This window comes from Bacillus sp. JJ783 (assembly GCF_036963225.1).
GTDB classification, from domain to species: domain Bacteria; phylum Bacillota; class Bacilli; order Bacillales; family Bacillaceae_G; genus Bacillus_A; species Bacillus_A cereus_U.
This window is the reverse complement of record NZ_JBALMG010000003.1, coordinates 75,246-88,249: the sequence shown is the minus strand read 5'-3', so window position 1 is coordinate 88,249 and position 13,004 is coordinate 75,246. Positions and strand designations below refer to the sequence as shown.

Sequence of the window (13,004 nt, the reverse complement as noted above, 5' to 3'; positions counted from 1 at the left end):
GACTGGTGCTACTGGACCATCTAGATTAGGACTTCCAGCAGGATTGTACGCATTTAACTCCGCTGCGAGTAGCATCAACGTTGAGATTAACACGCCTGTACCATTTAATACCGCTGGGTCACAGCTCGGTACAGCGATTACTCAATTAGATAGCGATACTTTCACCATACACCAAAGTGGATTATATAAAATTACTGTTATCGTATATACCGCAACATCAGGTTTACTCGGTGGCATTGAAATTCAAGTAAATGGCCTAGCAGTACCAGGTGCTGCAAGAAACTTAGTTTCACTTGGAACACCTATCGTTATCCAAGCGATTATACAAATTACAACAGCTCCAGTATCAGTTGAAGTAATTGGTATAGAGGCGGTATTATCACTAGCTGTTGGTACAGGGGCATCAATTGTTATTGAAAAAATTGCATAATTGTTTCCTTAGCAGTAAAACTGGTATCAGTTTTACTGCTTTCGCAATTTTATAGATAACATCCCAACCTCATTCTAAATGCGGATGTACATCTTCCCTATAACTTGAATATAATTACAAAAGAGATATTCCTTCCTATTATGTATGACTTTCCATTAATAGTGGAATAAATGTATGAACAGTCTACTTGCATATTATTTTTTTGCAATCACGTCATCATCACACTTACTAGGCGATAGAAAGGAATACATACCGTGAAAGATACGAACTCTCAATATCAAATAGACTACATACTAATCTTTATTTTATTTGCCATTGGGACTGTTAGCTGCTTTGCTATTGCAAGTGCACAAGCTTCTTTACCACCATTTTTACAAAACATAAATTTTGCATTAAAACAAATTCAATGGTATGTCATTGGATTTGTGGCAATTGGTGTTATTATGATTATTGATTTCGATCGATATAAACAAATTGCTTGGTATTTGTATAGCTTTGCCCTCATACTTCTTATTGGTCTAGAGCTTCAAGTTCCAGGTGCCGTTACGATTAAAGGGGCTACCGCATGGTATAGACTTCCAGGCATCGGAAACTTTCAACCTTCTGAAATTATGAAATTATTTTTAATTATCATCATTGGACGAATTATAGCAAATCATAATGAAAAGTACTTTTTCCGGACAACCCGTGAAGATTTTATTTTACTTGGAAAAATATTCGCAGCTAGTTTACCTCCACTACTTTTAATCGCAAAAGAACCTGATTTAGGAAACACTATGGTAATCTCCGCGATGCTTGCAGCAATGATTTTAGTTTCTGGTATACGTTGGCGCCTTATCCTCGGATTAACCTCCGTCATTTTCGTCATAGGCTCTACCTTAATATATATTTATTTCACTCATACAGAGTTCTTTAAAGAGCATATTCTAAAAGAGTATCAATTAAACCGCTTCTATGGCTGGATATCTCCTTACGAATATGACGCACAAGGATACCAATTAAGACAGGCATTTTTAGCTACCGGTTCAGGAGAAATGCAAGGAAAAGGATGGGAAAATGGACAAGTATATTTTCCAGAGCCACATACAGATTTTATTTTCACAAATGTCGCTGAACAATTCGGTTTTTTAGGAGCAAGTGTTATTATTTCACTTTTTTTCTTACTCATTTACCGAATGATCCATATCGCTTTAGAAAGCAATGAACCTTTCGGTAGTTATATTTGCGCTGGTACAATCGGAATGTTCACCTTCCAAGTATTCCAAAATATTGGGATGACAATCGGTTTACTCCCTATTACAGGAATAACATTACCTCTTATGAGCTATGGCGGGAGTTCACTACTCACATACATGATTGCTATTGGATTTATTTTAAACGTACGTTCAAGAACACAAATCTTTATGTTTAAATGAACCATATCGGAAAACCGGTATGTTTTTTTCTATATTCATTTTAGATATACTAATGAAAAGATGAACTGGAGGTTTACATATGAAGTATGACATTATAGGTGATATTCACGGATGCTTCCAAGAGTTTCAAGATTTAACAACGAAACTAGGATACAGCTGGGCTAGTGGTCTCCCTATACATAATGCCAAACGAAAGCTGGCGTTCGTTGGTGATATTACAGACCGAGGCCCTCATTCATTACGTATGATTGAAATCGTATGGGAGCTCGTAATAAATAGAAAAGAAGCTTATTATGCGCCTGGGAATCACTGTAATAAACTGTATCGTTTTTTCCTTGGGCGTAATGTTTCAATCGCTCATGGACTCGAAACAACTGTTGCCGAATATGAAGCATTACCTTCTAATAAACAACAAATCATAAAAGAAAAGTTCATTACGCTTTACGAGCAGTCCCCCCTGTATCACATACTGGATAACAAGAAATTAATCGTATGCCATGCTGGCATTCGTCAGGATTACATAGAAAGAAATGATAAAAAAGTGCAAACATTTGTATTATATGGTGATATTACAGGAGAAAAGCATCCTGACGGCTCACCTGTACGCCGAGATTGGGCGAAAGAGTATAAGGGGGAAACATGGATTATATATGGACATACACCTGTCAACGAGCCTCGCTTTGTGAATCATACAATCAATATTGATACCGGCGCTGTATTTGGCGGCAAACTAACTGGACTTCGTTATCCTGAAATGGAGACCATTTCCGTCCCTTCTTCCCTACCTTTTGTCATTGAGAAGTTCCGCCCAATTTCATAATTACATTTACCTTTGTACAATTCATTCCGAGTACGTATAAAGAATGATTTCTAGGCGAATTCCTCGTTAAAAATCGGTCATACAGTAAAAAAAGATGCTATGAAGTGCATCTTTTTTTTACTATGCGGCATATACTGTCGCAGGAGGTGACGGAATGAAGAAAAAACGATCTAAACAAACAAGAAATTTCTCTCCTTTATATCATCCCATATATGGAATTAACAACTGGTGTAGCATACGAGCCGCGGCTATTGAAGAAATAGAAGAACGAGAGGAAATAAAAACAGGGAAAACGAGAGGAACATATATTTCTTTAGAACATGCTGTTATGAGACGAATTATAGATAACAGAAAAATAAAGGCACTACAAAAAAAGAAACGCCTTTCTCATAACAATGAGCCTATACTTGAGTCAAAGAATTTACAGGAGAATATAAACAAAGAAGTTCCTGAAACAATTAAAGAAAAAATCCAAGCTGAAATTCCTAAAGTAATTAAAGAAAAGGTCCAAGCTGAAATTCCTAAAGCAATTAAAGAAAAAGCCCAAGCTGAAATTCCCACCAATATTATACAGCAAGTAACAAAAATAAAAGAGGGATTAACTTTAACCAATGAAATAAAAAAAGAGGATTCTACTATCACTCAGCCCCCTATACTTTCACCTACTCCTGCTGAGAATGAAAAAGTAGCCAGATACGCATATAAGGAGGGCCTTCACTCTACGGCTGACGGGATAGCCTCACATGCAGAAGGATTTCTTACTCATACAGAGGGTTCCTTTTCTCATGCAGAAGGTTCAAAAACAAAGGCAACTGGACATAGTTCGCATAGTGAAGGAAGTGAAACGACAGCAGGCGGTCCTTATTCTCACGCGGAAGGAAATCATACAATTGCTTTCGGCGAAGCAGCACATGCAGAAGGAACCGCAACTATCGCTAACGGATTCTCATCTCATGCGGAAGGAAATCATACATCAACAGCTAATTTTGCAGGCAGCCATATTATGGGGAAATTTGGTACAGCAGAAGAAGCTTATTCCTGGTTTATTGCAAATGGGACAAATGACACTGATTATAATATAGGTGCCAAATGGCTTGCCCATAACGGAGAAATGTATATCGATGGTGCTTCTTACAATGCAGGTGGTACTGATTTTGCACAAATGTTTGAGGCAGCAGATCATAGCCCTATTGATGTCGGTTATTTCATTACATTTAGTAACGAAGAAAAAATTCGAAAAGCTACTTCAAATGATACATTCATATTAGGCATATCTAGCGCTACTCCTGCTCTCATAGGAAATAGCGGTGCTTTAAGTTGGCAAAAACGCTATAAAACAGACCGCTTCGGAAAACGTCAATATACGCGTACGGATACGCAAGAAATACAACCTCTTTTAAATACAGAATGGAATCCAGCTTGTAAGTATCTATCAAGAAGAGACCGTACTGAGTGGCTTCCTGTCGGATTAATTGGACAAATGTTAGTACGTGATGACGGTACTTGCGAAACACACGGATATTGTCGTCCAAATGATGACGGCATTGCTACAAAAGCTGAAAGTGGCTTTTTCGTTATAAAGCGTACTGGTGAACATCAAATTTTAATATTATTCCGCTAAAAAAAGGGAACAAAATTCTTTTTATGATAAGAATTTTGTTCCCTTTTAATTGTTATGTAAAGCGTATTGCATATCCTCTGGGATACTTACGGTAAAAGTCATTCCCTTTTCTAAAATAGGATGATAAAACGTCAAAGATGTACTATGAAGCGCTTGACGTTTTATCACATCTCTTCGGCCGCCGTATAAATCATCCCCAAGTAGCGGATGTCCTATATATGCCATATGTACACGAATTTGATGTGTTCTTCCCGTCTCGAGCTCAAGCGCTACATGCATCTTATCTGAATAACTCTCCATCACTCTAAAATGAGTAACAGCTCTTTGACCATCTTCACAGACAGTTCGCTCGATAATACTATCCGCTTTTCGTCCGATTGGCGCGTCAATCGTTCCTACTTCTTCTAAAATAGTCCCATGAACGATTGCCTCATACGTTCGTTTCACCCCTTTTTGTTGATGCTGCTTCGATAAAAGGTGGTGAACGAATCTATTTTTCGCAATTAACATAAGCCCTGAAGTATCACGGTCTAACCTCGTCACAATGTGCACCGTACTTGCAAGATTTTGTTTATCATAATGATGTAAAAGAGCGTTTGCAACACTTCCTGACGGGTGCTCCCTAGACGGAATTGTCGACATATTTGCTTCTTTATTTATAACAAGAACCGCGTCATCTTCATATACGATACATAAAGGGATCTCTTCCACTTCCATCCCTTCACTTCTTTCCTCCACTGGAAAAAAGACTTGTAACTCTTCACCAGCTTGTAACTTGTGACGAACACTCGTGTGTTGACCGTTTACTTCAATTGCTCCCCCGCGGAACTTTATATCCGTTAAAGCAGCTTTCGAAATCCCTTTTGTTTTCAAAAATTCTCTAACTAAAGTTCCTTCTTCAGCCAGCCCTATATCCCATTTCAATGTAAATCTGTTCAAATATATAAACCCTCTCTATTTATCTGCAACAAACGAGTCACGAACACGTTTCCAGAATGGGAACGGACGGAAACGAACAAATCGTACTTTCTCGTTTGCAACGCGATACTGAATTGATTTCACATCTTGGTGAACCATCGTCAAATGATCCACCGTAATTTGCAAGTTCATTCCTGCAGCCGGCTTTAAAACGCATGTATGATGCTTCGGCAGCACGAGCGGCGAACCTACCGTACGAAATACACGATTGTTGATAGATGCCATTTCTGCAATTTGAATCGCTTCAATAGAAGGGTGAATAATTGCTCCGCCAAGCGCCTTATTATACGCGGTACTTCCTGAAGGAGTAGAAATACAAAGACCATCTCCGCGAAACGTTTCGAAATACTCTCCGCGTATTTCCACTTCTGTTACTAATGTACCTTCTGCACTTTTTACAGTCGCTTCATTCATCGCCAAATACTGCGACTCTTTACTACCATTCACATAGCGAATAATTACTTCTAAAAGTGGATATTCAACCACTTGGAACGGTGTTTTAGCGATTGCAATCACCAACTTCTCTACTTCCGTTGGTAACCAATCTGCATAGAAACCTAAATGTCCTGTATGTACACCAACAAATGCGGTTTCATCTAATCGATTATAGTAACGATGGAATGCATATAAAAGCGTTCCATCTCCGCCAACAGAAATTACAATATCAGGTTCCTTTTCATCCATTGTAAACCCAAAATCTAGCAAGTATTCTTTCATCGTACTTGCTAGTGTATCTGATGATTGATCACCCTTTGACATAATTGTAAATTTCATCGCCCAACACCCTTTAGTTTATGATTCAGAATCTTTCGTTTCCTGCTTTCGTGAAAAGACCTTTTGCGCTTCTTGAATTTCAAGACGAATGGAAGACATTTCTTCATCTAATAAAAACGCTGCTTCCGCTGCACGTTGTAAGCGTATTTTAATATCTTCAGGAAAACGTCCACTATATTTGTAATTTAAAGAATGCTCAATCGTTGCCCAAAAATTCATTGCTAACGTGCGAATTTGAATTTCCACTAACACTTTTTTTTCTCCCTGTATCGTTTGAACAGGATAACTAATGACAACGTGGTAAGAGCGATAGCCGCTATCTTTCTTTTGCGTTACATAATCACGTTCTTCCACAATTTCAAAATCATTTCGTTTTCGAAGATATTCTACAACAGGCTTAATCTCATCAACAAATTGACACATCATTCGAAGGCCCGCGATGTCCTGCATATCTTCTCTAATTCGGTCTAGCGGTACATTTCTCTTCTCCGCTTTATCAATAATACTTGCAACCGACTTTACCCTTCCTGTTACAAACTCAATTGGAGAATGCTCCGTTAACATTGCAAATTGAGTACGCATTCCTTTTAGTTTCACTTTCAGCTCCGCCACCGCTTGGTGATAAGGCGCTAAAAATTCTTCCCAATTACGATTCATTTCAACCACCACCAAAATCAATCCATTTGCTTATAGAAACACTTTTTCTACAGCAGTTACTAGTTCTTCTCCGTAATTTGCATTACCTTCAATATTTTCAACTAAATATTCAACTTCTTCTTTTAATCCTTCTAATTCTATTTCAACATCATTCACGCGAATAAACATCGCTGTATCTTTATTCATCGCTTCATGCATTGCTTCCCAGCATGTATGCGGAATACTTACATAAATGAAAGATGATTCATTTTCTAAGATATATAAAAATGATAAATTGTCTGAGTCTACAAGTACGTGATTACGCGCACTTAACTCCTTTACCTCTATTTCAGTATTTTCCGCACAAAAAATAAGCGCATTCTCTCTCATTTCTACGCTCTTAACTTGAATTTTATTTTGCATTCTCAAACTCCTCCATCTCAACTTCCTGTCTTACTTAACAGTATTATTGTATCATAACATGGACGCAAACAAATAAAACATTGAACCAAATTTGCGAAAAAGCGATAATGTGGAAAGAATTATTTTTCAAAAGGAGCGCATAAAATGACACAAGAAATTGAAATTGAATTTAAAAATATGGTTACAGAGGAAGAATTCCAAACATTATGCAAATCTTTTTCTATTGAAGCATTTACAAAACAAGTGAATCACTACTTTGAAACACCTCACTTCTCTTTAAAAGATGCAGGCTCTGCACTTCGTATTCGTCATAAAGATGGAACTTATACATTAACATTAAAACAACCTGCTGAAATTGGTTTATTAGAAACTCATCAGTCTGTAACAGAAAAAGAAGCAAAACTTATGATGGAAACAAACGCACTCATTCAAGGAACTGTAATGGATCAGCTACACAAATTACAAATTCCCGTTTCCTCTTTAACTTATATGGGTAGTTTAACAACAGAAAGAGCTGAAACATTATTTGAAGGCGGAACGCTTGTCTTTGATCATAGTTTCTATTACAATCACGATGATTATGAAATTGAATACGAAGTGCAAGATGAAAAGACCGGCAAAGCAGCATTTATAAGGTTATTAAAGCAACATAACGTACCAGTTCGTCATACAAACAACAAAGTAAAACGCTTTTTCCTTGCCAAACAAAACGAAGAGCGCTAAAGTAAAATTTCCATCAGTGCAGAAGTGATTTACTGGTGGCTATGTTTCACCTTTTTGGAAAGTGCAGATTTATTAGCAACATATAGAATAAGCAAAGAATGTTATGAAGGCTGTTTAGTTGCCCTTCATAACATTCCATTGCTACAATAGATATACATTTCATGGAAAAAGGAGTTTATAAAGGATGAGCAAGCAACCGATGACACCATTTGAAGCAATTGGCGGTGAACAATGCATTGCAACATTAGTGGATACATTTTATTCCTATGTCAGTGAACACCCTGACTTATCTCCGATCTTCCCGGATGATTTAACAGAAACTGCTAGGAAGCAGAAACAATTTTTAACACAATATTTAGGTGGTCCTAATTTATACACTGAAGAACATGGGCATCCTATGCTAAGAGCACGCCATCTTCCGTTTGAGATTACTCCAAAACGCGCAGAAGCTTGGCTATCATGTATGGAGCAAGCAATGGATGATACAGGAGTGCACGGTCATATAAGAGAGTTTGTTTTTGAACGTTTAGCATTAACTGCTCAACATATGGTCAATACTCCAAATGAAACAGGTGAAGTGTAATGGATAAGCAGGAAGCAAAGCATATAAATATGCCTTCTCCTTCCACATGCGAGCATAAATCTGTAGAAGCATATTTATTTATTGATCCACTTTGTAAAGATTGCTGGGATATCGAGCCATTTATTATTAAACTATGGCTTGAGTATGGGAAATACTTCTCTATTCGTCATATCGTAACAGGAAAAGTGGACGGAGCAAACGCTTCCTCACACAAATGGAATAAACCTGCTAATATTCGATTTGTGTGGGAAAAAACAACAAGTTTACAAGGGTTTTCATGTGATGGGAAAGTACATATGCAAGAGGCATCGTCAACACCATATTTAGTTTCGATGGCAATTAAGGCGGCGGAGTTGCAAGGCCGAAAAGCAGGTTCGAAATTTTTGCGAAAACTCCAAGAATACATTCTTCTTGAAAATGTATCAAACCCTGACTGTGAATTATTGTTGACATGCGCTAAAGATAGTGGCATTGATGTAGAGGAATTTAAAAAAGACCTACACTCAGTTAGCGCAAAAAAAGCTTTCCAATGCGACCTAAAATTCACAAATGAGATGCATATTACAGAAATACCTTCCCTCCTATTTTTTCATGCAAATTCAGATGAGGAAGGTATTAAAATCGCGGGAATTTATTCCTATGATGTATACGTACAGCTATTAAAAGAACTTGTAAAATGCGAGATTGAGCCAGAGCCATTACCTCCTTTAGAAGTATTACTAGAAGCAACACAATTTATTTCTTCAAAGGAAATCTCATTTATATATGACTGCCCTCAACAAGAAATAGAGCGTGAACTAAAGAAATTACAACTAAAACGAAAAGTACAAATGATTGAAGTGAAGTGCGAGCGTTATTGGAAATGGATAGCAAAAGAAAAAGACCTGGTGTAAACACCAGGTCTTCTTCTTTACGGCTTATAAAAATATTAAAGGGGATGGGAGAAATTTTCACGTTCAAACAAAGGGGTATATGTTTGTATGTGAATTCGTTCACGCTTATTATATTACAAGATTCGACGTCAGATGACAACCCCTTTTGTCGAATTTCACACTTTTGTCACATTCTAAACGTTTTCATTCTTGAATAAGCTATAAAAAAAGCAATTTAGGAGGTTTCCTTATGAAAAAGTCTCATATATTTCTTATCTTTCTATGTGTTATTGTTTCTTTTTTCTTGTATATCCTCTCTCTATTACAAGCTTTCCCTAAAATTATTGCCTTCCCTCTTTTATTCGGAGTTATCGTCATCGCTGTCTCTTATTTCAACTATAGAAAACGATTTAAAGGGTTTTAACTACAAAAATAAGTCGTAAAAATTCCTTCTAATGTAGAAAAAGCAAAGAAAATCACCTTAATTATTCGACAAATATCGACATCGTGTACTTTTGAGAAAATGTTCCAAACAAAAAAGACGAGGATAAAATCCCTCGTCTTTTCTCATTATTTCTCTTCAAACAATAGTGCTTCTAATTCATTTAACTTCTCTTCAAATACTTGTAATGCTTCTTTTACAGGTTCTGGCGATGCCATATCTACTCCTGCTTTTTTCAACACTTCAATTGGGTAATCAGAGCTTCCAGCTTTTAAGAATTCGTTAATGTAACGTTCTACTGCTGGTTGTCCCTCTTCTAAAATTTGTTTTGACAAAGCTGTCGCTGCACTAAATCCTGTTGCGTATTGATATACGTAATAGTTGTAATAGAAGTGCGGAATACGAGACCATTCTAAACCGATTTCTTTATCAATTACTAAAGCGTCCCCGAAATATTTCTTATTTAAATCGTAGTAAATCTCCGTTAACATATCTGGCGTAACAGCATGTCCTTCTTGTACTTTTTTATGAATGATATGCTCGAACTCTGCAAACATTGTTTGACGGAATACAGTACCACGGAATCCTTCTAAATAGTGGTTTAATAAATATAGACGCTCTTTCTTATCTTCTGTCGTCTTCAATAAGTAATCATTTAGAAGCGCTTCATTACAAGTTGAAGCTACTTCTGCAACGAAGATTGAATAATCACCATATACGTGCGGTTGTGTCTTCCTTGTATAGTAACTATGCACTGAATGACCAAACTCATGAGCAAGTGTAAATAAATTATTTACATTATCATGCCAGTTCATTAAAATATATGGATTTGTTCCGTATGCACCAGATGAATATGCTCCGCTTCGTTTTCCTTTATTCTCGTATACATCTACCCAGCGATTTTCATATGCTTCTTTTAAAATTTCAACATATTCATCACCAAGTACATTTAAAGATTTCAATAACATTTCTTGCGCTTCTTCATACTTCACATTCATTTTCACTTCTGGTACAAGTGGTGTATATAAATCGTACATATGAAGCTCATCAAGACCTAGGGCACGCTTACGAATATCAATGTATCGATGTAGTAAGTGTAAATTATCATTTACCGATTCAATAAGTTGATCATACACCGCCTCAGGAATATTATTATTACTTAATGCAGCTTGACGTGCAGAATCGTATTTACGAACGCGTGCATTGAAATTATTACGTTTCACAGCCCCGCTTAGCGTACTTGCAAATGTGTTCTTATATGTTCCATATGTTTCATATACAGCTTTGAATGCATCTTCACGCACACGACGATCATCACTTTCTAAAAACTGAATGTAACGACCATGTGTTATTTCTACCTCTTCTCCATCCTCACCTTTAATAGATGGGAATTTCAAATCCGCATTATTCAACATACCGAATGTATTACTTGATGCACTCATCACTTCAGATGCTTCTGCTAATAACGCTTCTTCTGCCTCAGATAATACGTGCGGACGTTGACGTGTAATTTCTTCTAATGCATGCTCATATACACTTAGTTCTCGATTTTCTTGTAAGAAAGTTTGCAATGTATCTTCTGAAATAGATAAAATTTCAGGTACGATGTAAGCTGTGCTACTAGATACTTGTGAGTATAAATTTGTTGCGCGATCATTTAATGCTTGATACACAGAGTTTGTTGTATCTTGATCGTAACGCATATGTGCATATGTATATAGCTTACCTAATCGCATTGAAATTTCATCTTCATATTGCAATGCCTCAAGCAAATTGTCTGCAGAGTCGCCAAGCTTTCCTTTAAATTCAGTTAACTTTGGCAATAGCTCTTTAATAGCTTGGAATTCTTTTTCCCATTCTGCATCTGTTTGGAAAATATCTTCTAATCGCCATGTGTTTGCTTCTTCAATCTCATTACGATTTGGCAATGATTTCACTGTATTTTGTTCAGCCATTCTTTAAGCCCTCCTTATAATATCTCTACTTAAGTACAATTCGATTTTTCTTATGTAATTCCTTCACGATCAGTCTTTATTATATCCCCTTTTCCCTCTCTCATGTTGTACTTTGTCTCAAATAGAGATAGTGCATGCGTTAAGCAAATTTCATCATATTTCATAATTTCTTCCTCTGTTTTTAACAACATAATATCTCTTATTTTTCGATACTTATTAATACCTACTTTTATTAATACACCTACATAACATAAAAATGTCATATACTCTGCAACTGCTACCTTCCATATATGTTGTGCAAAATACGGAAGTAGACGCCTCTTCGTATACTTCGCCACATAGTTACATACGTTTTGCAGAGAAATATACTCCCCTACCTTAAGCATACCTATACACTTCATATAAAGAGAAGCTTGCCATATAAATGGATTTGTTTGAAAAGCAAATGAGGATGGGAGCGGAACACCGATTTCAGAAGGAAAACTCGCTGGGGTACATTTATATTGATATAAGAGGTGGAGTAGTGACTTATGATTATAATTCCAGATAGATAGAGCGTTTTGCCGAAAATGGTTCTTTTTTCTCTTCCATTCTTGTCCTAATAACTCTTTCCGGAAAGGAACGGGAGAAAAGAGCATGTCAACAGTAGTCGTATCGGTTGGTAAATAAATAGTATGTGAGAAAGAAACATTTGTAGAAAACGGAGTGATAAATGCGCATTTCATAAACGATTTTTGTTTCGGGCAAAAGAAAATAAGAAATGGCTGAGGATAAGGTTGTAAGGAGAACGCCATAAGGGCGGAGAATGTCATCCAATAGGCGGATTGCTTTTTCAACTGATTTCCACCGATTATCCAGATGACTTGTATACTAGCTTGCCAATAAGAATATGTTCGCTTATAAAGCTGCTCTACGGAAAGATTTGCACATTGATATTCAATCGCAATTTTTCTATCCGCTCTCTCTACGTAAATATCTGGCCGTTGCTGGATTACCGGCAGATAATGCTCTATATCCACATGAAAATCTTGACGTTTTAACCAGCTATATAACAATTCTTTACCGTGCATATGATACATAGATTCTGCTTCATAAAAGGTAAGACATGAATCCACTTTCTTATGAGCAAAATGCCAGCTCTTCTGTTTTCCTAATTTCATTTGCACTTCTTTTCCGCAAGCTGTACAAAAGAACTTTTCTCGTTTACGCATTTCGCGTAAAAGCTCTTCATCCCGGTTATATAATAGATGAATTTTTTCTCCGTTTTCTCTCCTTGCAATAAACATCACAATCACACCCTTTCAACTCCTTGTATTCTACAATTTACTACAA

The 13,004-nt window shown here is 36.8% G+C and carries 13 protein-coding genes; 7 read left to right on the top strand and 6 right to left on the bottom strand.

Features of this window, described 5'->3' with window-relative positions; translation table 11 throughout:
- The 4 genes from V7038_RS00955 to V7038_RS00940 all read left to right on the top strand — a co-directional run.
- Positions 1 to 430 (top strand): BclA C-terminal domain-containing protein (locus tag V7038_RS00955; protein WP_438825098.1); only part of this gene is annotated, 430 nt, incomplete at its 5' end.
- A 254-nt stretch (positions 431 to 684) separates the two neighbouring features.
- On the top strand, positions 685 to 1,845 hold the full coding sequence (locus V7038_RS00950) for an FtsW/RodA/SpoVE family cell cycle protein (RefSeq protein WP_070138927.1): 1,161 nt from the start codon (positions 685 to 687) through the stop codon (positions 1,843 to 1,845).
- Between the two features lie 79 nt (positions 1,846 to 1,924).
- Positions 1,925 to 2,665, top strand: a complete 741-nt coding sequence (prpE, locus tag V7038_RS00945) for a bis(5'-nucleosyl)-tetraphosphatase PrpE (RefSeq protein WP_002201368.1) — start codon at positions 1,925 to 1,927, stop codon at positions 2,663 to 2,665.
- A 154-nt stretch (positions 2,666 to 2,819) separates the two neighbouring features.
- Positions 2,820 to 4,286: a peptidase G2 autoproteolytic cleavage domain-containing protein gene (locus tag V7038_RS00940; RefSeq protein ID WP_070138926.1), complete on the top strand. Its 1,467-nt coding sequence runs from the start codon at positions 2,820 to 2,822 to the stop codon at positions 4,284 to 4,286.
- 45 nt (positions 4,287 to 4,331) lie between these two features.
- Here the strand turns inward: V7038_RS00940 and V7038_RS00935 are convergent, their stop codons facing one another.
- The 4 genes from V7038_RS00935 to V7038_RS00920 are packed head-to-tail and all read right to left on the bottom strand — an operon-like array spanning position 4,332 to position 7,097.
- The gene (locus V7038_RS00935) at positions 4,332 to 5,225 is read right to left on the bottom strand and encodes an RluA family pseudouridine synthase (protein ID WP_215597307.1); all 894 of its coding nucleotides are present in this window, start codon (positions 5,223 to 5,225) and stop codon (positions 4,332 to 4,334) included.
- 15 nt (positions 5,226 to 5,240) lie between these two features.
- The gene (locus V7038_RS00930; RefSeq protein ID WP_000673196.1) at positions 5,241 to 6,038 is read right to left on the bottom strand and encodes an NAD kinase; all 798 of its coding nucleotides are present in this window, start codon (positions 6,036 to 6,038) and stop codon (positions 5,241 to 5,243) included.
- Between the two features lie 18 nt (positions 6,039 to 6,056).
- Positions 6,057 to 6,695, bottom strand: a complete 639-nt coding sequence (locus V7038_RS00925; protein ID WP_002201371.1) for a GTP pyrophosphokinase — start codon at positions 6,693 to 6,695, stop codon at positions 6,057 to 6,059.
- 30 nt (positions 6,696 to 6,725) lie between these two features.
- Positions 6,726 to 7,097: a hypothetical protein gene (locus V7038_RS00920; protein WP_002149812.1), complete on the bottom strand. Its 372-nt coding sequence runs from the start codon at positions 7,095 to 7,097 to the stop codon at positions 6,726 to 6,728.
- 144 nt (positions 7,098 to 7,241) lie between these two features.
- On the opposite strand from V7038_RS00920, the gene V7038_RS00915 reads away from it, so the two are divergent.
- From V7038_RS00915 to V7038_RS00905, 3 genes are all read left to right on the top strand, one after another.
- The gene (locus V7038_RS00915; protein WP_002158881.1) at positions 7,242 to 7,820 is read left to right on the top strand and encodes a CYTH domain-containing protein; all 579 of its coding nucleotides are present in this window, start codon (positions 7,242 to 7,244) and stop codon (positions 7,818 to 7,820) included.
- A gap of 184 nt (positions 7,821 to 8,004) precedes the next feature.
- On the top strand, positions 8,005 to 8,403 hold the full coding sequence (locus V7038_RS00910; protein ID WP_000043388.1) for a hypothetical protein: 399 nt from the start codon (positions 8,005 to 8,007) through the stop codon (positions 8,401 to 8,403).
- The gene (locus V7038_RS00905; RefSeq protein WP_002158882.1) at positions 8,403 to 9,296 is read left to right on the top strand and encodes a ClpXP adapter SpxH family protein; all 894 of its coding nucleotides are present in this window, start codon (positions 8,403 to 8,405) and stop codon (positions 9,294 to 9,296) included. The genes V7038_RS00910 and V7038_RS00905 overlap by 1 nt, the downstream gene beginning before the upstream one ends.
- Before the next feature lie 549 nt (positions 9,297 to 9,845).
- Here the strand turns inward: V7038_RS00905 and pepF are convergent.
- Together pepF and V7038_RS00895 are read right to left on the bottom strand one after the other, a co-directional pair.
- On the bottom strand, positions 9,846 to 11,672 hold the full coding sequence (gene pepF / locus V7038_RS00900) for an oligoendopeptidase F (protein WP_002201373.1): 1,827 nt from the start codon (positions 11,670 to 11,672) through the stop codon (positions 9,846 to 9,848).
- A gap of 50 nt (positions 11,673 to 11,722) precedes the next feature.
- Positions 11,723 to 12,958, bottom strand: a complete 1,236-nt coding sequence (locus tag V7038_RS00895; protein WP_070138963.1) for a competence protein CoiA — start codon at positions 12,956 to 12,958, stop codon at positions 11,723 to 11,725.
- Positions 12,959 to 13,004 lie beyond the last annotated feature (46 nt).